Origin of the sequence: Paenibacillus sp. IHBB 3054, from assembly GCF_051594305.1 — a bacterium.
GTDB lineage: Bacteria > Bacillota > Bacilli > Paenibacillales > Paenibacillaceae > Paenibacillus_AQ.
This window is the reverse complement of record NZ_JBOFBG010000010.1, coordinates 23,900-45,823: the sequence shown is the minus strand read 5'-3', so window position 1 is coordinate 45,823 and position 21,924 is coordinate 23,900. Positions and strand designations below refer to the sequence as shown.

Below are 21,924 nucleotides of genomic sequence, written 5' to 3'. Positions count from 1 at the left end.
TTAGGCGCTATTACCGGTTTCCTTCGGGAAGCCGGTTTTTTAGTATCGTTTTATACGCGGGCGGTGATTTTATGCAGTTGCTGTAACTTCCTGTCGCAAATAAAATATGGAAAAAATATCTATTTATCTTTATAATTAGAGGGTGTTTATTCGAAGACGCAAAGCTACAAAACTTTGAGGAGGATGACTTTTGAACAGCAACAGCAATCAGTTTATTCATCAGACCGCAAAAGCGGCATTGATTACTACAGTAGCGCTTGCGCTGCTGCTGCCCGCCGGGTTTGCTTCGGCGGAATCCGGCTTAGTGCCGCCTGCGGCATCAGCCGAGGCAAAAAGTGCCGGAACAGCGGCGAGTTCCGCAAGGGCGGATGCGGCCCTGGCCAAAATTACACAGGATGAGGCCGTTGCCAAACTGCGCGAGCTCTTCCCTGTTCTAAAAAATGCAAACGTCACCCGTGTTCAGTTAGGCAACAACGATTACTATTCAGCTGGCACCACGCAGATGGCATGGACCATCGAATGGGAATATCAGCTTGACAGCGGGGGATATGGGTTCTCCAGCATCATTGATGCCATCACCGGGGATCTGATCAATACATATATTAATTTCCCTCTTGTGGATGATACCGCTTATTATCCTCCCAAGCTCTCGCGGGCGGAGGCTCTGGAGAAAGCACGAAGTTTTATTACCGCGGCAATGCCCTCGCTGAAGAGTGAAAAGATTCAGCTGGTAGAATCGAGTTTTTCAGATTTGAGCAGTGAAGTGCTTTTTGGTCCCGTCCAATATTCTTTTAATTTCAATATGCTGAGGAACGGGATACCTTCGGTTGCGGATGATTTAATCATCGGCATCAATGGGAATGGGGAGGTAATCAATTTCAATAAAATGTCCGCAGTGCAGGCATTTCCGTCTGCCAAGCCGGCTATCTCCAAGGAACAAGCGAAGAAGACTTTCACGGATAACTTTAATGTCGGACTGTACTATACTCCGGTATACAAGAATGGAAATGTAGCAAGCTGGATACTTGGCTGGAAGGCGGAAGAGCAGGCCTTGTATTCGATTGATGCCCATACGGGAAAAAGACTGAACAACGAAGGCAAGGAAGCTTCGTCCATTCCCGTATCCCATGAGACCGTTCCGCTTGGCAAAGAGGTCTTCCAGCCGCTTGCCTCCGGCAAAGAGCTCACTGTGGAGGAAGCGGTCAAACTGGTAGAGAAGGTGGCAGCCCTTCCGAAGGACCGCAAGCTGGTCAGACAAGCGAAGAGCACCGCTTACCAGCGGCTGGATCAGAAGGTCTGGATGCTTACGTGGGGAGCGGATCCGGAGGGGATGCAATCGGGAATGCCGCACCATTCCTACGCGGAAATTAATGCGGTTACAGGCGAGATTACCCAGTTCCAGATGGAACAGTACATGTATGGGGAAGAGGCTAAGCCGCAGTCCGCTCCCGCAGGCAGCAAGAAGCTGACCCCGGCTGAAGCTAAGCAAAAGGCACTTGCCCTAGTCAACCGTATGTACAATAAAGCAAGCAGCAATCTTAAACTGGTTGAACATGGCGGAACATGGAGCGTGAAGCCGGACGGGAAGGGATACCGTTATGAATTTATAAATTATTATCAGGGCATCCCTGTAAGCGGCAATAATATTTCTATTGAGCTTGATCTTTACGGTGGACTTCAAGCCTATACTGCCGGTGGCAGTTTAGATTATACGAAGCTCACAGAAGTGCCTGCTCCGGCAATCTCCAAGGCGGAAGCGCTGCAAAGCTATCTCGGCCAGTATGACATGCAGCTGCAGTTTGTTCGTTTAGGCGGATATTCCGGTAATGGCAGCATTGGTGATTCGACAGTGAAGCTGGTATATGCCCCGCTCACGGCTGACAACGGTGAGATGAGTAAGGTGCTGGATGCCAATTCCGGGAAATGGGTTTCGCTCTACGAGCGTAACGGACGGACAGCAACTGCTGGTGAAGCTGTCGACCTGAAAGGGCACCCGGCCGAAAAACAACTGACCGAGCTGCTGAAATACAAAGTGCTTACTCCGGATGAAAGCGGCAAAGTAAATCCAGACCAGGAAATATCAACCGGAGATTGGTGGACATTGATTGCAGACGCATCGACAACCTATTACAAGGGCTATTCGGGTGCGGAGAGCAAGACGGTGGCAGGTGTGAGTCCCGAAAGTCCATATTATGATGCCATAAGCTATGCCGTAAACCGCGGATGGATCAGCAGAGATACCGTGGTCCGGCCGGAGAGCAAGCTTAGCCGCGAAGAGTTGGCTGTCCAGCTGTCTTTTTTTCTGAAGTATGGTAAGCTTTCCAGCTTCCTCGCGAATGATGCCGTCGTAAGCAGCTTCAGCGATAGCGCAGCTATCAACTATAAAGGTGCGGTGGCGCTTGCCGTGAAGCTTGGACTGCTGGATGGCGAGAACGGAAAGTTCAACCCGCAGCGGATTGTAACCAAGGCGCAGGCTGCCATTGTTATCATGAAAATGGTGGAACTGCAGGGCAAGCTTGATCAGCCTATCGTATAATAGAACAGTTAAAAGAGAACGGAAAAAAGACCGGCCCGGCAGGCGCAGCTTACAGCTGCGGCCTTCCGGGCCGGTCTTTTTTCAAAAGAATTTATATGTTTCACACGATAACTTATCCTTCTATTTCTCGCTGAAACGGTATCGTCCTTAAAAAGGACGGCAAAGCCGTTTCCACTTGGTAAAGCTTATTTACCAAGCTGTTTATCCACTTCTTTAACCGGATTTTCTCCAACGTTCTCTTCAACTTTATGGCTGCTCATGAACCATCCCGTAACGGCAATGATAACCAGCACTACATAGAAGGTCGCTTTCCACCAGGTGCTGTGGGCGAAGTCTTCGGACAGAACACCCAGCGACGGGTGAGCCAGGGTAATTACTGCAAGCTTAACCCCTACCCAGCCAACGATGAAGAAGGCAGCAACTTCAAGGCCTGGACGGGAATGCAGCAATTTGACAAAGTAGGAAGCCGCGAAACGCATAATGATCAGTCCGATAAATCCGCCAGCGAAGATGACGAGGAACTGTCCGCCGTCAAGGCCGCCGATGTGGCCCAGTCCGCTCGGTGGAAGTGCTACCGCAAGGGCAACCGCTGCGAGGATGGAATCGACGGCAAAAGCGATGTCAGCAACTTCAACCTTTAATACGGTAAACCAAAAGCCGCTTTTCTTCTTATCGACAGCAGCCGGAGAGCCGCTCTCAGCAGCTTCGTCAGTGACCGGCTTCTTGAACAGCACTTTTCGGAAAATATGATTCCCCGCGATAAACAATAAGTAGAGTGCGCCGATGGCTTGTACCTGCCAGATATCGACGAGATACGAGATGACAAAAAGTGATCCAAACCGGAAGACAAACGCCCCTGCCAATCCATAAAAGAGGGCTTTTTTACGTTCCTCATCGGGAAGGTGTTTTACCATAATTGCCAGGACAAGTGCGTTGTCTGCGGCGAGTAGTCCTTCCAGTCCTACAAGAACGAGCAACACCCAGCCATACTCCAAAAATAATCCCCAATCCATTGCTGTTTCCCCCTCATTTGGATGAACATATTAAAATAACCCTGCAATACCAATAGTGTAACCAAATTTATATAAAAAAGACCTTTACCAAACAGATTAGCCTTTGGAATAAAGGTAACCTGATTGGTAAAGGTCTCGCTAACAATAGTTCATTGCCAATAAAGCCGGAGAATATCCTCATATTCTCGTATTGACGACTTTATTTAACAGCTACTCCCCTTTACGGGATATATAAAATTTTATTGGTTGCAGGATTGATCTAAAAGTATCATATATGACCCGAAGGATAATGTCAATGCCTCCTGAAATTAATTCTCAATAAAAAATGACTGTGATGGAAACGGAAACATGATACATAAATGTTATGTAAGTTTACATGTGTTATGACGAAACTGCAAACATAAGGAAAAATAAGGCTATTTTAGCTTAAACATAATTGACGGTGTGGGGGTTAGAAAATATTATGAGATTAATCAAAGCGGTTGAGTGAGTTTGGAGTTATGAAATATAACATACTAATTCCAATCATGCTTAAAGTCTTCTAAGTGTAAAGATTTCAGGATGTTAAGCTCCGTAAAACAAAGCAGATGCTTCCGAAGCGAGTTTTACTTGAAGCTAAATCAAGGAAGTAATGCTCGTAAAACTTTTAGGAGGTGGGAAATAATGCAGCCGTCATGTATATCAAATGAAGCAGAGGAGGAGATTAGCCGCCACCCTTGCTACAGCGAGGAAGCCCACCGGTTTTATGCCAGAATGCACATCCCGGTTGCTCCCGCCTGTAACATCCAGTGCAATTACTGCAACCGCAAGTTCGACTGTGTGAATGAGAGCAGGCCGGGCGTGGTCAGTGAGGTGCTGTCGCCGGAGCAGGCGGAACGCAAGGTAAAAGGGGTTGCAGCGCAGCTTATGCAGCTCTCGGTGGTTGGTGTAGCCGGACCTGGAGATCCGCTGGCGAATCCGGAGCAGACCTTCGATACATTTGCCCGGGTCAAAAGACATGTGCCTGATGTGTCCTTATGCCTTAGCACGAATGGACTTACACTTTACCGGCATGTGGATGAGATTATCGAGCTGGGCATCCGCCATGTCACGATCACCATCAACGCCATTGATCCAGATGTCGGCCGCGAAATCTATCCTTGGGTATTCGATGAGGGAGTGCGGTACGAAGGGAGAGAAGCGGCGGAGCTGCTGATCAGCCGTCAGCTTCAAGGTCTTGAAATGCTGGCGAAGCTCGGAATTCTGGTTAAGGTCAACTCCATTATGATTCCGGGGGTCAACGATCATCATCTGCCTGCAGTGTCCAAAAGAGTAAAAGAGCTCGGGGCCACACTGCATAATGTAACTCCGCTGATTATCGCGCCGGGCAGCCAGTATGAAGCAGACGGACGCAAAGCGCCCCGTCCCAAGGAGTTGCACAATCTGCAGGAACTGCTTGGGCGTGACGGCATGAAGGTTATGCGCCACTGCCGGCAATGCCGGGCCGATGCTATTGGACTGTTGGGCCAGGACCGCAACCAGGATTTCCCGCTGGAGGCGATGGAGGACGATCCGGCAATCAATGAAGCAGCCAGGGCGCAGTTCCAACATGATCTGGATGCCAAAATCCGCGAGCGCGTCAAAGTGAGGCGAGCAAGACACATGCAGGAGAATGCCCCCAAGATTAGAGTCGCCGTAGCTACTAGAGGCGGTGACAAGGTCAATCAGCATTTTGGGCATGCGACCGAATTTCTGGTGTACGATACCGACGGAGCGGAGGTACAGCTGCTCGGTGTCCGCAAGATCCAGGCGTACTGCCACGGCAAAGCAGATTGCAACGGCGATAAAGCCGCCACGCTGCAGGAAATCATCTCCATTCTTAGTGACTGCCGCATTCTTCTCTGCTCCGGTATCGGCGAAGGCCCCCGGACCAGCCTGAACAAAGCGGGAGTATTGCCTCTCGTCCGTAAAGGTGGAATACAGGAAGCTATTCTCGAAAGCGTCAAGTACAGCTCATATTTTGAAAATATAAACATTTCGAAGGGATGATGAAAAATGAGACAAATCGCTTTCTATGGTAAAGGCGGTATTGGTAAATCGACAACTTCACAAAACACCCTGGCTCAGCTGGCTACAAAATTCGGACAAAGAATTATGATCGTAGGCTGCGATCCCAAAGCCGACTCCACCCGCCTCATCCTGAATACCAAAGCCCAACAAACCGTACTTCATCTGGCGGCTGAGCTTGGCTCCGTAGAGGATCTGGAACTGGATGATGTACTGCAAACCGGCTTCGGCGACATCATTAACGTAGAATGCGGCGGACCTGAACCGGGCGTAGGCTGCGCGGGACGCGGGATCATCACGGCAATCAACTTCCTGGAGCAGGAAGGCGCTTATTCCGACCTGGATTTCGTATCCTACGACGTACTGGGTGACGTTGTATGCGGCGGCTTCGCGATGCCCATCCGCGAGAACAAGGCGCAGGAGATTTACATCGTCTGTTCCGGGGAGATGATGGCCATGTACGCTGCCAACAACATCGCACGCGGTATCTTGAAATATGCCACCAGCGGCGGTGTGAGGTTGGGCGGCCTGATCTGCAACAGCCGCAATACGGACCGTGAAGACGAGCTCATTATGGAGCTTGCCCGCCGCCTGAATACACAAATGATTCACTTTGTGCCGCGCGACAATGTGGTTCAGCATGCTGAGCTGCGCAGAATGACCGTTGCCCAATATAATCCGGAGCATGCTCAAGCCAAGGAATATGAAATCCTGGCGGAGAAGATTCTGAACAATAAAATGCTGACGATTCCGACCCCAATTACGATGGAAGAGCTGGAGGAACTGCTGATGGAATTCGGCATCATCGAAGACGAAGAAGCAGCCATCCAGAAGCTGCAGGCTTCCGGACAATAAGCCGCAGGCGGGAGTTTACGCGAAATCCGGTGAACGGGAGTGGAGAGACGGCTGATTCACCGGAATCGCTCATTGTGGCACGAGAAGCCACGCAGGCGGCTTAGGCTTCCTGCACCACGAAAAGGAGGGTCAGCAAATGGGACTGGATATCGAGGCGAATAAAAAACTGGTTGAAGAAGTGCTGGAAGCCTACCCCAAAAAAGCGAAGAAAGACCGGGAAAAGCATTTTCAGATCAATACGGAAGAAGCAAAAACCTGCGGCACATGTGCCCTGAAGTCCAATATTAAATCCCGTCCCGGCGTCATGACGCCACGCGGATGCTCCTATGCAGGATCTAAAGGCGTGGTATGGGGACCGATCAAGGATATGGTTCATATCAGCCATGGCCCTATCGGGTGCGGCCAATACAGCTGGGGGACCCGCCGCAACTATGCCAACGGGACGCTCGGGATCGACAATTTTACCGCCATGCAGATTACAAGCGATTTCCAGGAGACGGACATCGTGTTCGGCGGAGATAAGAAGCTTGAAGTGATTATGCGTGAGATTACCGAGATGTTTCCGCTCGCCAAAGGGATTTCTGTTCAATCCGAGTGTCCGGTCGGTCTGATCGGCGATGATATTGAAGCAGTATCCAAAAAAATGGCCAAAGAGCTGGAGATGCCGATCGTTCCGGTGCGCTGCGAAGGGTTCCGGGGTGTGAGCCAGTCACTGGGCCATCATATTGCCAACGATGCAATCCGTGACTTCGTGCTCGGCAAAGCTGAACTGGCTGAAACCGGCTCTTATGATGTCAATATTATCGGCGATTATAATATCGGCGGTGATGCCTGGGCTTCCCGTATCCTGCTGGAAGAAATGGGTCTTCGCGTCATTGCCCAGTGGTCCGGCGACGGTACCTTGAATGAGCTGGAAATTGCCCATAAGGCGAAGCTAAACCTGATTCACTGCCACCGCTCCATGAACTACATGGTTGAGCATATGGAGAAGGCCTACGGTATTCCTTGGATGGAATACAACTTCTTCGGCCCTTCCAAAACGTATGAGAGCCTGCGCGCCATCGCCGCTTTGTTTGACGAGACGATCCAGGAGAATTGCGAGAAGATGATCGCGAAGCATAAACCGGAAATGGATGCCATTATTCATAAATTCAGACCGCGGCTGGAAAATAAAAAAGTGCTCCTGATGATCGGCGGTTTGCGTTCCCGCCATACGATCGGTGCTTATGAGGATCTCGGCATGGACATCGTGGCTTCCGGCTATGAATTTGCCCATAAAGATGATTACGAGAAGACCTTTCCGATGATGAAGGAAGGCACGATCATTATGGATGATCCAACGGCGTATGAACTGGAAGAGCTCGCACAGAAAATGAATGTTGACCTTGTGGGCTCGGGGGTTAAGGAGAAATATGTATACCACAAGATGGGGGTTCCGTTCCGCCAAATGCACTCCTGGGATTACAGCGGTCCGTATCATGGCTTCGACGGCTTCAAGATTTTTGCCAAAGACATGGATATGACCGTGAACAGCCCGGTGTGGAATCTGATTAGCAAGAAGGAAAAAGTCCAGGCAGAGGGGGCGAGCATATGAGCAAAGACAGACTGGAGATTCCGGATTATAACTCTTTGTTCTCGGAAGACCGCTTCGTGCAGCAGCGGGAAAATAAAAAGCAATTTGAAGCGCCCTGCAGCGAGCAGGAAACGGCTGAAGCACTCGCTTACTCTCAATCTGCGGAGTATATGGAGAAGAACTTTAACCGTAAAGCGGTTGTCATCAATCCGCATAAAGCCTGCCAGCCGCTTGGCTCGATCATGGCCGCGCTCGGCTTTGAGAAGACCTTGCCCTTCGTGCACGGTTCGCAGGGTTGCAATTCTTATTTCCGCAGCCATCTAAGCCGTCATTTCAAAGAGCCTACCCCTGCTGTTTCTTCTTCCATGACCGAGGATGCGGCTGTATTTGGCGGCATGAGCAATCTGATTGACGGGCTGGAGAACAGTATTGCCCTCTACAAACCGGAGATGATTGCGCTTTGTACGACCTGTATGGCCGAGGTTATCGGCGACGACCTGTCCTCCTTCATCGGCAATGCCCGTCAAAAGGGTGTGATTTCGGAAGACTTCCCGGTTGCTTTCTGCAACACGCCAAGCTTTGTCGGATCACACATCACCGGGTATGATTCGATGCTGAAAGGAATCCTCAGCTATCTGTATGACCGTTCAGGCATTCAGGCTGCTCCGGGAAGCGGCGAAGAAACGGGGGAGAAGCTGAATGTTATGCTCGGTTTCGAGCCTTACACCGGCAACTTTGCGGAAATCCGCAAAATTCTGAATGCCTTTGATACCAAATATACGTTCCTTGGCGATCACAGCGGCAACTATGACTCTCCGGCTACGGGAGAATACGAATATTATTACGGTGGAACAAAGCTTGATGATGTGCCTCTGGCCGCTAACGCGCTTGCTACGCTGTCGCTGCAGAAATACACGCTCAAAAAGACGCAGGATTATATCGGCGGAACCTGGAAGCAGCCGATCGCTGCGATGTCCACACCGCTCGGCATTACAGGGACCGACAAGCTGTTGGATACTATCAGTGAGCTGACGGGTCTTCCGGTGCCTGCATCGCTTACTGAAGAACGCGGCAGGGTAGTAGATGCCCTTATGGACAGCCACCCTTACATTCACGGCAAGCGGGTGGCACTGGTCGGCGATCCCGACCTGCTCATTGGACTCATCGGGTTCTGTCTGGAAACCGGTATGGAGCCTGTGCATATCGTCTGCTCGAATGGGGATGTGGACTTCAAGGATGTGAAATTCAGGGAGGAAGCCGAGGCGCTGCTGGCCTCCAGTCCGTACGGCTCGGAAGCCTCCGTTTATATCGGCAAAGACCTGTGGCATATGCGTTCATTGCTGCTGAACGATCCGGTGGATCTGGCGATCGGCAGTTCGCATCTGAAGTTCGCAGCCAAGGATGCGAATGTGCCGCTGATCCGGGTCGGGTTCCCGATCTTTGACCGTCATCACATGCACCGTTATCCGATTCTTGGATACCAAGGTGCACTGAATTTGCTCAGTCTGATCGTTAATACTGTTCTGGATGAGCTTGACCGCAACCATTCCGGGTTCAACTTTGATCTGGTACGGTAAGAGGAAACGCATGAATTTCTATGAATTTTAAAATAATTAAGTTCCCGGCGTTCTCGTTTTCCCCGGATATTCGCTCTCCTGTTTCAGGCGAATTCCGGGGAGACGGCAGGCCGGGATTCTTGCAATGAACTGTAAATGCTGTTTCATAGATGCAGGATTGCCTGTAGTAAGCATCCACCTTTAACGAAGGAGATGAAGAGCCGATGGACCCTGTGCGAAAAGACGAATTTGATTCCGAGGCTTGCGGGAGCCTCTCCCCCAAATCCAAGCCTTGTCCGCGGCCCAAACCGGGTGAAGCGGCCGGAGGCTGCTCCTTCGACGGAGCCCAAATCACATTGCTGCCGATTATGGATGCCGCACATCTTGTCCATGGTCCGATTGCCTGTGCCGGGAACAGCTGGGAGAGCAGAGGGGCGTTGTCCAGCGGGCCTTCTCTGTCCCAGTATGGCTTTGCTACGGATCTTAACGATTCCGATATTATTTTTGGCGGGGAAAAGAAACTGAAGGAAAGTATCGACTATATTGCCGAGCGCTTTGCGCCTCCGGCAATATTTGTATATTCAACCTGTGTGACGGCTCTGATCGGCGAAGATATGGATGCTGTGTGCAAGGAGGCAGGGGAACGTCTGCATCTCCCTGTTATTCCCGTGAACAGCCCGGGCTTTGTCGGCAGCAAGAATCTGGGCAACCGGCTGGCGGGTGATGCTCTGCTGCAGTATGTGATCGGAACAGGGGAACCGGAGCCGGGAACTCCGCTCGGTGTCAATTTGATCGGTGAATATAATATTGCCGGTGAAATGTGGGATATCGAGAAGCTGATGAACAGTGCCGGAATCGCCGTAACCTCGCGTATTACAGGAGATGCCAGATATAAGGAGATTACCTGGGCGCACCGTGCCAAGGTGAATATGGTGGTCTGCAGCCGCGCGCTGCTGGGTCTTGCCAAAGAGATGGAGTCGAGATATGGCATCCCTTATTTCGAGGGCTCTTTCTACGGGGCCAAGGAAACGACGTATTCCCTGCGCCAAATGGCGTATCTGATGAATGACCGTGAAATGGAGCGCCGGGTCGATCGTTTGACCGAGCGTGAAGAAAGCCGGCTGGCCATGGATTTGCGTCCGTACCGCAAGCTGCTGAAAGGAAAAAAGGCGGTTCTGTACACCGGCGGCGTTAAGAGCTGGTCCGTGATTTCCGCACTTAAAGAATTGGGTGTTCAGGTGGTTGGAGTCGGCACGAACAAAAGCACAGAGGATGATGTGCGGCGTATTGCCGACCGGGTGGGGGATGACACCGAATATATTCCGGAAGGCGGTGCGAGCCGGATTCTCAAAACTGTGAGGGAACGTAAAGCTGATATCATGATCGCCGGCGGGCGCAATATGTATGTGGCGATGAAAGAGCAAATTCCCTTTATCGATATCAACCAGGAGAGGCACAAGGCTTACGCCGGGTATGAGGGGCTGCTGCGGCTGGCCAAGGAGCTGACGTATTCCCTGGCGAACCCAATCTGGAAGCTGGCGTCCAGTCCTGCTCCATGGGATAAGGAGGCTCCGCCCTATGACCGTTAACCGGAGAAAAAAGCCCGCCTCGGTCAATCCGATCAAGATTGGCCAATCGCTGGGGGCTGTTCTGGCCCTTCAAGGCTGCTACCGCGCCATGCCGCTGATCCACGGCTCCCAAGGCTGTTCCGCTTTTCCCAAAGCACTGCTTACCCGGCATTTCCGCGAGCCAATCGCCGTACAGACCTCGGCGCTGCAGGAAATGGATGTTATTTTCGATGCTAACCGCAATTTGGAGGAGGCGCTCAATCTTGTGCTGAGCAAGCACCGGCCCGATATTATCGGCATTGTGGGAACAGAATTGACCGATGTGGCCGGAGTGGACTACCAAAGCCTGCTTAAGATGTATAAGCGGGAACGCAATATGCGATGCGGGCTGGCGTTCTCCGTTGTGCTGCCCGACTTTCGGGGCTCATTGGAGTCAGGGTTTAGCACTACAGTGGAGGCAATGATCGACGAGATGATCCAGCAGGTTGGACACCGGGGTTCAAGGAATGTGAATACCCGCCAGATTACGCTGTTGCCGGGTTCCTTTCTGACACCTGCAGATGTGATGGAGCTGAAGGAAATGATCTCCTCCTTCGGATTTGACGTTATTGCTGTACCGGATATATCCACCTCGCTGTCCGGCCATCTCCTGACTGGGTTTTCCCCGCTGACCCGAGGCGGTGTACCGCTGGATTCCATGCTGCAGAGCCTGCAGTCCGGCCTGACGATTGCCGTCGGAGCCAGCATGGAACGTCCGGCCAGGAGGCTGCACAATGCACTGGGCACACCCTACAAGGTATTTAATGGAGCCATGGGACTCAAGGCAACAGACGATCTGCTGCATTTCCTGCATCAGATCAGCGGCGAGCCGGTGCCGATCCGTTATTGCTGGCAGCGGGAGAATCTGCTTGACAGCATGCTGGATGCGCATTTCCAATTTGCCGGAATGTCGGTGGTGGCCGCGCTGGAGCCGGATCATCTGTATTCCGTCTCAAGCTGGCTTGAGGAACTGGGCATGGAACAAAAGGCGTTGATTGCATCCTATGAAACTCCGGTTGTTGCAGGTATGGAGCGGGAGGTATGGGTAGGTGATCTGGATGATGCCGAGGTTCTCGGAAAAGATGCGGATTTATGGATCAGCAATTCGCATGGGATCGCAGGAGCAGAGCGTATTGAAGCTGCATTTCTGGCGGCAGGTTTTCCGGTCTGGAGCGAGCTTGGGGCGTATATGTCCGTCTCGGTCGGCTACAGGGGTGCTATGGAATGGAGTAATAAAGCTGGGAATTTGTTGATGCGAAGGGAGGCTGAGCGCCGTGAAGGTAGCGTTCGCCACAGATGACGGAAACCGTGTAAATGCCCATTTCGGGCAAAGCCCAATGTTCGCTGTTTACAATGTGGCCAAAAATGGCGGAGAGCTCTTGGAGCTGCGCAAGCTCCCCGTCCTGCTCAATGAGGATGAAGCAGGCAGGATCGACAGCCGCCTGGAGGCGATAGGTGATTGTACTCTGATCTTCATTATGCAGATCGGGGCCTCCGCAGCGGCGAGGGTCACCCGCCGCAAAATTATGCCGGTGAAGGTACCCTTTGGCAGTCCGATTGATGAGCAGGTGAAACGGCTGGTGGAAATGCTTCAGGGCAAACCGCCCATGTGGCTGGCTAAGGTGCTGCGGGCGGAAGAAGAAGGCGAAGGGGAGGGAGTGGATGGAACCCATGGCTAAGACGAACATTAGTCTGTCAGGAGAAGCGGCTCAAGAAGGCGCGGCAGTACAACGCCGCAGCCGCTCCAGCCACAAGCCGCTGGATCCGGATACGGCGGATGCTTTTGTGCGGCGTTTATGCCATCTGCTGGATACGGAAGACTTCTTTGGCAAATACGCTTCCTTTACGCCGCAGGCAAAGATCGCCAAGCAGTTTCTGGCTTCCGCTGAGGACAAAAGCAAATCGGAATTTAACTGTGCCGTATCTCCGGAAGTGCGGCATCAGGTGCCGCTCGTCTTTCAGGCTGTCGCCGGCGTAATGGAAGAAAAAAGCGGCGTTATCGTACAGAGCACCGCGGAGATTAATGGAGAAGGCTTCGGGCGCGGACTGCTGTACACCGGCCGGGTGATCCTCGTTCTCAAAAGCCTGCGGGCCGGTTTCCCCTTTCCGTTCACGGCGGAAGAGAAGCTGATCCGTTACGGGGTGGAGTGTGTGGAGGAAGGGCTGGCTTTTTTGCATAAATATAAGGAAATTACGGCCCTGCACGGTTTGCTAAGCCTGGAGGGCTAGCCAGTAAATGAATATCAGTCACAGGGGGAGACAGGGATGGAGCAGCTTGCCGGAGGTTTGGAGCTGGAACGGTATGCCCGGCAGCTGAAGCTGCTTGGAGAAAGCGGACAGCAGGCGCTGAAGGAAGCGACGGTTATGGTGGCCGGAATCGGCGGACTTGGAGGAACGGCTGCGCTGTATTTGGCAGCGGCTGGCGTCGGCAAGCTTATTTTGGCCCATGAGGGAATCATCCTTGCACCGGATCTCAACCGGCAGATTCTTATGGACAGCGATCACCTGGGCATGGAACGGATAAGCACGGCGACAGCGCAGCTGAAGCGGCTGAATCCGCATGTGGAGATCGAAGGGCATAATTCCAAAATTGAGTATGAAATTGCCAAACCCTGGGTAGAGAGCGCCGATATTGTGATTGACGCCCGCTATGATTTTCCGGAGAGATATGCGTTGAACCGCATTTGTGTGGATACCGGGACGCCCATGGTGGAAGCTGCAATGTACGGCTTTGAAATTTCGCTTACCACTGTTGTTCCCGGGGAAACACCCTGCCTGGAATGCCTATATCCAGATCTGCAGCCGCAGTGGGAACCGTTCGGGTTTCCAGTTTTGGGAGCTACGTCCGGGATTGCGGGTTGTTTGGCAGCACTGGAAGCCGTAAAATGGATTACAAAGGTAGGGACAACTTATGCGGGCGTAATGCATCGCTTCAGCTCACTCGACTTCGCCTGTTACAGCGTTGGGCTTACCCGTAATCCGAATTGCGCTTGCTGCGGAGAAGGAGGTAAACCGTGAAAAGTCTCAAGCTATGTGACACGACACTTAGGGATGGTGAACAGGCGGCTGGAGTTTCATTCACGAGGGCGGAAAAGCTGGAAATCGCAAAGTTGCTGTCGGAGTGCGGAGTAGAGCAAGCAGAGGTAGGTATTCCTGCCATGGGCAAGCGGGAGCAGGAGGATATTGCGGCAATCGCCGAACTGGGGCTTCCCATGAAGCTTATGACCTGGAACCGCTCGGTCCTTGGCGACATCGACAAGGCGCGCAGTACCGGAGTGAACTGGAGCCATGTGTCCATTCCGGTCTCGGAGATTCAGCTTCAGGGTAAGCTTGGGCTGACGCCGGCTGAGGGGCTGAACAAGCTGCTTCGTGCGGCGGAGCATGGACTCAGGCTGGGGATGACGGTGTCGGTAGGGATGGAGGACTCCTCCAGAGCGAATATGGAATTCCTGGTTGAATTGGTGAACAGCCTGTATAAAGAAGGAATCCGCTGGTTCCGTTATGCGGATACCGTATCTGCCCATCATCCCGGGCAGATGACGGAGCGGGTAAGCACGCTGCTGGGGGCGGTTCCCGCGGATGTGGAGCTGGAAGTGCACTGCCACAATGACTTCGGGCTGGCATGCGCCAACACACTTAGCGGCATTGCCGCAGGTGCGGTTTGGGCCAGCACCACCGTAGCCGGCATCGGCGAACGCACGGGCAACGCGGCCATGGAGGAAGTCGCCATGGCCTGGCGGCATTTGTACGGCGGGGAGAGCGGTGTGCGGATGGATCTGCTCAAGGGTTTGGCGGATAAGGTTATTGCCGCCTCCGGGCGCAGTGTCGGCGATGCGAAGCCGATTGTGGGGCAGCTGGCATTTACGCATGAGTCGGGAATCCATGTGGACGGGCTGATGAAGGAGAAAAGTACGTATCAGACCTTTGATCCTGCGGAGGTGGGGCGGACGCACTGTTTCGTGCTGGGCAAACATTCCGGGAGCAATGGTGTAATCCATGTGCTGGAACAGAGAGGACTTGAGGTGAACGCCGACACGGCGGGGCGTTTGCTGGAACGGGTCCGCGTATATGCGGAGGCCAGAAAAGACACCGTTCCAGAGTATTTGCTGGTGCAGTGGCTGATGGAAGAACAGCAGCGGGCCCAGAATGCGGTTTGAGCACCTGGAGCAAGTGATGAAGCAAGCAGCATTCCGCTTCCTTTGTGGAGGCGGAACGCTGCTTGCTTTTTTTGGCGAGTATTATTGTTCAGAACGCTCTTCTGCTGTGAAAAAAACAGCGTTTATTGTTGAAAACTTGCATAGCTTACTGTAAGCAACTACAATCTGAGCAGGATTGATTCATAGAGAAAGCAAGAAGGATGGAGAGCCATGACTACAAAGACGATTTTTTTTGATATTGACGGTACGATTTATGATGAGGATAAGCAGGTGCCTGCCTCCACCAAGGAAGCCATCGCGGAGCTCAAGCGACTGGGGCATCATGTGGCCATCGCTACAGGGAGAGCCTCCTACATGTTTGAGGATCTGCGGGAAGAACTGGGGATCCATTCGTATGTTTCGCTTAACGGGCAATATGTTGTTTTTGAGGGGGAAGTGATTTACCGCAATCCGCTGGATACGGCTGCCTTGAAGGAGCTTACGCTGTTCGCCGAGAAGCAGGATCACCCGGTAGCCTATATTGATGCCATTGACATGAAGGTGAATGTTGCGGAGCATGAGTATATTCAGACGAGCATAGGATCGCTGAAGCTGGCATTTCCGACGCATGATGCGGAGTATTTTCTGCTGAATGAAATTTATCAGGCGATGATCTTTTGCCTGAAGGAGAGTCAGGACATGTATGCGGAAGCCTACCCCGGCTTCAAATTTATCCGCTGGCATCCGCTCTGTATGGATGTTCTGCCGGGCAACGGCTCGAAGGCTAACGGCATTGCCCAAATGATGAAGCATCTCGGGGTGAAGAAGGAAAATATTTATGCTTTTGGCGATGGCCTCAATGATGTAGAGATGCTGCAATTTGTCGGTCATGGCATCGCGATGGGCAATGCGGAGGATGAGGTTAAGGCCGTGGCTCCTTATGTCACCAAGCATGTCAGCGAGAACGGAATTTATGAAGGATTAAAGATGGTTGGTTTGCTGTAGGTTAGGGGATTTTGCGGGCGGGAGGAATAATACAGATCTCGTTTGAAACTAAAGGGCTTTCATTGCAGAATCTGCAATAGAATAGTCCTTTTTTTGCTGTCGCAGAGAGTTCGATTCTATTAGCTGAAGACGGAGGTGACAAGGCTAAAAAACCTACTTTCCGTCTGTATAGGTGAAATCGGTTTGTTCCTCTAGTACAAATACCTAGTAAACGCAAAAATATATAATTGCCTACGAGACGGATGTCTATGCCCTTTAATAGGTGAATGGAGTAGTATACATAAAGTCTATTGGAGGTGTTGAAGATGGGTCGCTTTGAGCATAAGGGTAAGGAGCGGGGATGCAAGAAACCGGATATGGCTTGCCCCTTGCCAAGAAAAAAACATCGAAAAACAAAATGTGCAGTAAACCGAAAATGCCACTGTAAGGAAATCATCGTCAAAAAGCAAATTGTTCGCGTTAATATTCCCTTGGGGGCACTAGGTGCTGCTGGAGCCGCTGGAGCATTGGGAGCAGCAGGAGCTGTAGAAGCATTAGGTGCAGCAGGTGCGGCCGGAGCTGCGGGAGCACTCGGCGCCGCCGGCGCAGCAGGGGCAGTGGGAGCGACAGGTGTAGCTGGAGCACTCGGTGCTGTAGGCGCCGCTGGAGCGCTCGCAGCCGCCGGAGCCGCCGGAGCACTCGGGGCAGCGGGAGCGACTGGAGCATTAGGCGCAGCGGGAGCCGCCGGACTTTTGGGCGCCGCCGGAGCTGCTGGAGCTTTAGGTGCAGTTGGCGCGACAGGAGCACTCGGTGCTGCTGGAGTAGCGGGAGCATTGGGCGCAGCGGGAGCCGGAGCATTGGGGGCCGCCGGTGCCCTTGGCCCGGCGGGAGCAGCCGGGTTGGTAGGCCTCCCGGGACCAGCAGGGCCGCCGGGCCCTGTAGGCGCGGGCGGACCCGCAGGACCGGCAGGGCCGACGGGTCCCGTAGGTGCAGGCGGACCCGCAGGACCACCCGGACCTGTAGGACCAGGCGGGCCTGCAGGACCACCCGGACCTGTAGGATCTGGCGGACCCGCAGGAGCGCCCGGACCCGTAGGGCCAGGCGGAGCCCCGGGACCTGTAGGTCCAACGGGAGCCGCAGGCGCAGTGGGACCCGCCGGAGTTGCCGGACCGGCAGGTCCTGCTGGACCAGCGGGTGCCATCGGAGCGACAGGAGCTGCCGGTGCAGCGGGCCCAGCAGGAGCAACGGGTGCAACGGGAGCAGCGGGTGCCGCAGGGGGTATAGCCCAGTTCGGATATGTGTATAACCTCGGAGCGCAGGTTGTGCCGATCGAGGCAGATGTTTCTTTTGATACCAACGGGTTCCTTACACCTGGAATAACACATGCCCCGGGAACGACTACAATCTCGGTTGCCAATGCAGGCATTTATGAAGTTAATTTTTCAGTATCGGGTGTAGAACCAAGTCAATTTGCCTTATTCGTAAATGGCGCGCTCGTTCCGGGCACTGTGTACGGCTCAGGTGCGGGTACGCAGCAGAACACGGGGCAGGCTATATTCGCTCTTTCTTCCGGCGATGTACTGACCCTGAGAAATCACAGCTCCGCCGCAGCAGTCACGCTGCAGACGTTGGCTGGCGGCACGCAAGCCAACGTGAATGCATCTATTGTGATTAAGCAATTGAGTTAGTATTTCATAAACCGGATGTCCGGGATAATACAGTTCGATAAAAGGGTGGAAAGACTTCCGAAAGGAGCTTTTCACCTTTTTAAATTCATATAACAGTAGAGGTTTGCAGACAGAGACCTGCGTTTTACAGGAGAAGTTGTTATCGTCTTCCTCCAGTGTGGTTAAGATATATTAATATGTCCGGGCGAAGCCGCACCGGTTTCGCCGGAGATCAGGATCTTAAACTACAGGAATTGAAGGAAGCGGAGGGAACCGGAGTGAACCCTAAATGGTGGAAAGAAAGCGTCGTGTACCAGATTTATCCGATCAGCTTTATGGACAGCAACGGTGACGGCATAGGCGATCTGTGCGGGATTATTTCCAAGCTCGATTACCTGCAGAATCTGGGTGTCGATGTCATCTGGGTGTGTCCGATTTATAAATCGCCGAACCATGACAATGGCTATGATATTAGTGATTACTGCGACATTATGAAGGAATTCGGGACGATGGATGATTTTGACCGGCTGCTCAGTGAGATGCATTCGCGCGGCATGAAGCTGATGATGGATCTGGTGCTGAATCATACCTCCCATGAGCATCCGTGGTTTATTGAATCGCGAAGCTCGAAGGATAATCCCAAACGGGATTTTTATATATGGAGAAAAGGCAAAAACGGCGGTCCGCCAAACAACTGGGAATCGTATTTCAGCGGTACGGTCTGGGAGCTGGATCCGGTGACGGACGAGTATTATCTCCATCTGTATTCCAAATATCAGCCGGATCTGAACTGGGAAAATCCCGTGGTAATCGACAAGCTGCATGAAATGGTGCAGTGGTGGCTGAAAAAAGGGGTCGACGGGTTCCGGTTTGACGCGATCGCCCACATCGTGAAGGCGGAGGGTTACCCTGATGCACATAATCCGGGCGGAACGCCGACGGTGCGCGCCTATGATATGTTCTCTAACCTGTCGCATGTGCACACACTGCTGCAGAATCTGCATGATCGGGTGCTGTACTTCTACGATATTATGACGGTTGGCGAAACCTCGGGCCTCGGGCCGGAGCAGGCGCTGGATTATGTCGGGGACGGACGCCGGGAGCTGAACATGACCTTTCAGTTTGAACATATGAATCTGGATGCCGCCTCACCAGGCGGAGGAAAGTGGGATGTGGTTCCCTGGCGCCTGACGGAGCTCAAAAAAATCATCAGCAACTGGCAGACCGTCCTGCATGACCGGGGCTGGAACGCCAATTATTTATGCAATCATGACCAGCCGCGTCCGGTATCGAGGTTTGGCGACGATCTCTTCTACCGTGTTCCTTCGGCCAAAATGCTGGCCACTTTTATTCATATGCTGGAGGGTACGCCTTACATTTATCAGGGTGAAGAAATCGGTATGACGAATGTGGCTTTTGAATCAATCGACGAATACCGGGATGTGGAAACGCTCAATTATTATGAGGAAAAGCGTTCAAACGGCGTACCCGAAGCCGACATAATGGCCGCCATACACAAAAAAAGCCGGGACAACGCCCGCACGCCGATGCAATGGGATGATGGAGAAGAAGGGGGCTTCACAACCGGTGTGCCTTGGATCAGAGTGAACTCCAATTTCAAGGAGATAAATGCGGCTAGTGCAGTCAAAGACCCCGATTCAATTTTTAACTACTATAAGAAGCTGATTGAGCTGCGTAAAAATCATCAGGTGATCGTTTATGGTGAATATGGACTGTTGCTGGAGGAGCATCCGGAGATTTATGCCTATACCCGTACGCTGGAGGAGCAGCGGCTGCTGGTGATTTTGAATTTTTATGGCCAGGAGCCGGTGTTCGAGCTTCCGGGTGAATTCCAGCCGGAGAAGCTGGAGCTGCTGATCTCCAATTATGCCCCTTCCAAAGAGGAAGATCTAAGAAACCTGAAGCTTCGTCCTTATGAGGCAAGGGTATATCTGCAGCGTCAACGTTGAAAAAGCAGAGAGTTGCATGGCGCGGGAAGTATGGCGAAATGGCGACTCTTTTTTGAGTTTGCCGGCAAAAGGGGTTACAATTGCGGTACATTAGCATACATAGAGAGGTTTTTGCAGGTGCTGAGGGAGGAGAGAAATCATGAGTGAGTGGTATGAAGAGAGCTTTGGAGAAGACTATTTAATTGTCTACAGACACAGGGACTTCGGAGGGGCACGCCGCGAAGTGGAGAAGATGATCGACTGGCTTGCGCTTCCCCATGGCGCCAAAGTGCTGGATCTCTGCTGCGGGATGGGGCGTCATTCGCTGGCACTCTCGGAGGCCGGGTATGAGGTTACCGGTGTAGATTTATCCGAGGCGTTGCTGAGGGAGGCGCGTTCCCAGAAGGGAGCCGGATCGGTGACCTGGGTACGCTCCGATATGCGGAAGCTGCCGCTGGATGGCGGTTTTGACGCGGTGGTTAACCTGTTTACTTCCTTCGGTTATTTTGAGGAGGATGAAGAACAGGTGAAGGTGCTGCGGGAAATTCACCGGATGCTTAAGCCGGGCGGCAAGTTTATTATAGATTTCCTTAACCCTGCTTATGTGATCCGCCATCTTGTACCACATTCCATTCGTGAGGATGGAGACAATCTCATCGATGAGTCACGCCGGATCGAAAACGGTTATGTGATGAAAGACATCATTCTTACCTCCAAAACAGATCAGACGCCCCGCCGCTACCATGAACGGGTAAAGCTCTATTCGCTGGAACAGTTCAGCAAGATGATCGCAGCCGCAGAACTGCGCCTCGAAGCTGTGCATGGCTGCTACGATGAAAGCGACTATGAAGCAGAAAGCTCAACCCGGATGATCTTCCGGGGGATCCGGACTTAGATGGTTTCGGGAAGAAGACTTAGAGGCGGCGGCGAAGATTCCATGCGAAAGCCGGAAATCAAGATAAGAGACAGCGGCATTATCCAGATTTCGGTGCCGATGGCCCCGCCGCTGCGCCAGGTGAACAGCTATCTATTGCCAGACCGGGACGGCAACTATACGGTGATCGACCCCGGCCCGCATACGCTTGAGGCGGAGCTGGCTTGGCAGGAGGTTATGCAGGAGCTGGACTTCTCCTGGGACAAGGTGCGCAGTGTTGTTGTCACACACCATCATCCCGACCATTACGGACTGGCCGGCTGGATGCAAGCCCGCAGCGGCAGTAAGGTGTGGATATCGGAACGGGCTCATGCGGAAGCCCGGATGACCTGGGGAGCGGAGGCCAGCCTGAACGAGACGCTGCCGCTCCAGTTCCTCCGGCATGGAATGCCGGAGCATTTGATTCAGGGGGTCAGGGAGCATCTGGAGGGCTTCCTTCCCGAGGTAACCCCGCAGCCGGAGGTTGCCTATATAAATGCTGCCACCCCTTTTCCTATGGGGGACCGTGAGTGGCAGCCGCTCGTTACCGGCGGTCATGCGCCGGGACATGTGTCGTTTTATCACGGCGGCAGCGGGCTTATGCTCTGCGGCGATGCTGTGCTGCCGCAAATCTCGCCCAATGTCAGCCTGCAGCCCGGCAGCGATCCGCAGCCGCTGCTGACCTTCATGGAGGGGCTGCGTGCGCTGCGCAGCTACCCGGTGGCGATGGCGTTCCCGGGGCACCGGGAACCGTTCGCCGGCTTTGCGGAGCGGCTGGACAGCCTGCTCCGCCATCACGAGGAGCGGCTGGATGCCACAGCCGCCCTGCTGGGTGAAGGCCCGCTGAGCGGATTCGCCGTCTGCGAGGCTATGTTCCGCAGCCGCGTAACCAGCGCGCATCAGCTGCGCTTTGCCATGGGCGAGACGCTGGCGCATCTCGCCGAGCTGGTGCGCCGGGAGCGGGCGATAATGATAGAGCCCGCTCCCGGAACGGGTGGCAGCGCGTTGTTCGCTGCTCTGAACCCGTAGAGCTGCTTCAAGCCCAAGCGGCGGCAGGACGTTGCCGCGCTCGCGGAGTGAAGAGGGCGG

General features: G+C 53.1%; 18 protein-coding genes. 17 read left to right on the top strand and 1 reads right to left on the bottom strand.

The features are described from left to right. The first annotated feature begins 190 nt into the window (after nucleotides 1-190). The gene (locus ACQ76X_RS13615; RefSeq protein WP_438494508.1) at nucleotides 191-2,536 is read left to right on the top strand and encodes an S-layer homology domain-containing protein; all 2,346 of its coding nucleotides are present in this window, start codon (nucleotides 191-193) and stop codon (nucleotides 2,534-2,536) included. Nucleotides 2,537-2,721: 185 nt separating this feature from the next. Here ACQ76X_RS13615 and ACQ76X_RS13610 read toward each other — a convergent pair whose 3' ends face one another. After that, complete coding sequence (locus tag ACQ76X_RS13610; protein WP_438494506.1) at nucleotides 2,722-3,549, bottom strand: TerC family protein; 828 nt, start codon at nucleotides 3,547-3,549, stop codon at nucleotides 2,722-2,724. A 663-nt stretch (nucleotides 3,550-4,212) separates the two neighbouring features. On the opposite strand from ACQ76X_RS13610, the gene nifB reads away from it, so the two are divergent. The 16 genes from nifB to ACQ76X_RS13530 all read left to right on the top strand — a co-directional run bounded on the left by nifB (nucleotide 4,213) and on the right by ACQ76X_RS13530 (nucleotide 21,864). After that, entirely contained in the window at nucleotides 4,213-5,577 is a 1,365-nt protein-coding gene (gene nifB, locus ACQ76X_RS13605) for a nitrogenase cofactor biosynthesis protein NifB (RefSeq protein WP_438494504.1), read from the top strand. A gap of 6 nt (nucleotides 5,578-5,583) precedes the next feature. Next, nucleotides 5,584-6,450 carry a nitrogenase iron protein gene (gene nifH / locus ACQ76X_RS13600; protein ID WP_038595941.1) on the top strand — a complete coding sequence of 289 codons (867 nt, stop codon included), beginning with the start codon at nucleotides 5,584-5,586 and terminating at the stop codon, nucleotides 6,448-6,450. Between the two features lie 136 nt (nucleotides 6,451-6,586). Continuing rightward, nucleotides 6,587-8,044, top strand: a complete 1,458-nt coding sequence (gene nifD, locus ACQ76X_RS13595) for a nitrogenase molybdenum-iron protein alpha chain (protein WP_438494502.1) — start codon at nucleotides 6,587-6,589, stop codon at nucleotides 8,042-8,044. Continuing rightward, the gene (gene nifK, locus ACQ76X_RS13590) at nucleotides 8,041-9,600 is read left to right on the top strand and encodes a nitrogenase molybdenum-iron protein subunit beta (RefSeq protein ID WP_438494501.1); all 1,560 of its coding nucleotides are present in this window, start codon (nucleotides 8,041-8,043) and stop codon (nucleotides 9,598-9,600) included. The genes nifD and nifK overlap by 4 nt, the downstream gene beginning before the upstream one ends. Before the next feature lie 203 nt (nucleotides 9,601-9,803). Next, the gene (nifE, locus tag ACQ76X_RS13585) at nucleotides 9,804-11,168 is read left to right on the top strand and encodes a nitrogenase iron-molybdenum cofactor biosynthesis protein NifE (RefSeq protein WP_438494499.1); all 1,365 of its coding nucleotides are present in this window, start codon (nucleotides 9,804-9,806) and stop codon (nucleotides 11,166-11,168) included. Further along, nucleotides 11,158-12,486, top strand: a complete 1,329-nt coding sequence (gene nifN / locus ACQ76X_RS13580; protein ID WP_438494497.1) for a nitrogenase iron-molybdenum cofactor biosynthesis protein NifN — start codon at nucleotides 11,158-11,160, stop codon at nucleotides 12,484-12,486. Before nifE ends, nifN begins: the two co-directional genes overlap by 11 nt. Next, complete coding sequence (gene nifX / locus ACQ76X_RS13575) at nucleotides 12,461-12,865, top strand: nitrogen fixation protein NifX (protein WP_438494495.1); 405 nt, start codon at nucleotides 12,461-12,463, stop codon at nucleotides 12,863-12,865. The genes nifN and nifX overlap by 26 nt, the downstream gene beginning before the upstream one ends. Then, nucleotides 12,849-13,415 (top strand): DUF269 domain-containing protein, encoded by a 567-nt coding sequence (locus ACQ76X_RS13570; RefSeq protein ID WP_438494494.1) that lies wholly within the window; start codon nucleotides 12,849-12,851, stop codon nucleotides 13,413-13,415. Before nifX ends, ACQ76X_RS13570 begins: the two co-directional genes overlap by 17 nt. A gap of 36 nt (nucleotides 13,416-13,451) precedes the next feature. After that, the gene (locus tag ACQ76X_RS13565) at nucleotides 13,452-14,204 is read left to right on the top strand and encodes a HesA/MoeB/ThiF family protein (RefSeq protein WP_438494492.1); all 753 of its coding nucleotides are present in this window, start codon (nucleotides 13,452-13,454) and stop codon (nucleotides 14,202-14,204) included. After that, entirely contained in the window at nucleotides 14,201-15,343 is a 1,143-nt protein-coding gene (locus ACQ76X_RS13560) for a homocitrate synthase/isopropylmalate synthase family protein (protein ID WP_438494490.1), read from the top strand. Before ACQ76X_RS13565 ends, ACQ76X_RS13560 begins: the two co-directional genes overlap by 4 nt. Before the next feature lie 16 nt (nucleotides 15,344-15,359). Continuing rightward, nucleotides 15,360-15,497, top strand: coding sequence for a hypothetical protein (locus ACQ76X_RS13555; RefSeq protein ID WP_438494488.1), 138 nt, complete (start codon nucleotides 15,360-15,362; stop codon nucleotides 15,495-15,497). Nucleotides 15,498-15,553: 56 nt separating this feature from the next. Next, the gene (locus ACQ76X_RS13550; protein ID WP_438494486.1) at nucleotides 15,554-16,327 is read left to right on the top strand and encodes a Cof-type HAD-IIB family hydrolase; all 774 of its coding nucleotides are present in this window, start codon (nucleotides 15,554-15,556) and stop codon (nucleotides 16,325-16,327) included. A 305-nt stretch (nucleotides 16,328-16,632) separates the two neighbouring features. After that, complete coding sequence (locus tag ACQ76X_RS13545) at nucleotides 16,633-17,994, top strand: BclA C-terminal domain-containing protein (RefSeq protein ID WP_438494484.1); 1,362 nt, start codon at nucleotides 16,633-16,635, stop codon at nucleotides 17,992-17,994. Nucleotides 17,995-18,251: 257 nt separating this feature from the next. Then, nucleotides 18,252-19,943, top strand: coding sequence for a glycoside hydrolase family 13 protein (locus ACQ76X_RS13540; protein WP_438494698.1), 1,692 nt, complete (start codon nucleotides 18,252-18,254; stop codon nucleotides 19,941-19,943). Between the two features lie 139 nt (nucleotides 19,944-20,082). Beyond that, nucleotides 20,083-20,817: a class I SAM-dependent methyltransferase gene (locus ACQ76X_RS13535; RefSeq protein WP_438494482.1), complete on the top strand. Its 735-nt coding sequence runs from the start codon at nucleotides 20,083-20,085 to the stop codon at nucleotides 20,815-20,817. Further along, nucleotides 20,818-21,864 (top strand): MBL fold metallo-hydrolase, encoded by a 1,047-nt coding sequence (locus ACQ76X_RS13530; RefSeq protein ID WP_438494480.1) that lies wholly within the window; start codon nucleotides 20,818-20,820, stop codon nucleotides 21,862-21,864. Nucleotides 21,865-21,924: the final 60 nt, after the last annotated feature.

Bases quoted from the DNA above. Each gene is read 5' to 3' on its own strand.
- ACQ76X_RS13555 (WP_438494488.1), top strand. From the start codon at position 15,360: ATGAAGCAAGCAGCATTCCGCTTCCTTTGTGGAGGCGGAACGCTGCTT.
- ACQ76X_RS13565 (WP_438494492.1), top strand. From the start codon at position 13,452: ATGGAGCAGCTTGCCGGAGGTTTGGAGCTGGAACGGTATGCCCGGCAG.
- nifE (WP_438494499.1), top strand. From the start codon at position 9,804: ATGGACCCTGTGCGAAAAGACGAATTTGATTCCGAGGCTTGCGGGAGC.
- ACQ76X_RS13530 (WP_438494480.1), top strand. From the start codon at position 20,818: ATGGTTTCGGGAAGAAGACTTAGAGGCGGCGGCGAAGATTCCATGCGA.
- nifB (WP_438494504.1), top strand. From the start codon at position 4,213: ATGCAGCCGTCATGTATATCAAATGAAGCAGAGGAGGAGATTAGCCGC.
- nifK (WP_438494501.1), top strand. From the start codon at position 8,041: ATGAGCAAAGACAGACTGGAGATTCCGGATTATAACTCTTTGTTCTCG.
- ACQ76X_RS13535 (WP_438494482.1), top strand. From the start codon at position 20,083: ATGAGTGAGTGGTATGAAGAGAGCTTTGGAGAAGACTATTTAATTGTC.
- ACQ76X_RS13545 (WP_438494484.1), top strand. From the start codon at position 16,633: ATGGGTCGCTTTGAGCATAAGGGTAAGGAGCGGGGATGCAAGAAACCG.
- nifN (WP_438494497.1), top strand. From the start codon at position 11,158: ATGACCGTTAACCGGAGAAAAAAGCCCGCCTCGGTCAATCCGATCAAG.
- ACQ76X_RS13550 (WP_438494486.1), top strand. From the start codon at position 15,554: ATGACTACAAAGACGATTTTTTTTGATATTGACGGTACGATTTATGAT.
- nifH (WP_038595941.1), top strand. From the start codon at position 5,584: ATGAGACAAATCGCTTTCTATGGTAAAGGCGGTATTGGTAAATCGACA.
- ACQ76X_RS13570 (WP_438494494.1), top strand. From the start codon at position 12,849: ATGGAACCCATGGCTAAGACGAACATTAGTCTGTCAGGAGAAGCGGCT.
- nifD (WP_438494502.1), top strand. From the start codon at position 6,587: ATGGGACTGGATATCGAGGCGAATAAAAAACTGGTTGAAGAAGTGCTG.
- ACQ76X_RS13610 (WP_438494506.1), bottom strand. From the start codon at position 3,549: ATGGATTGGGGATTATTTTTGGAGTATGGCTGGGTGTTGCTCGTTCTT.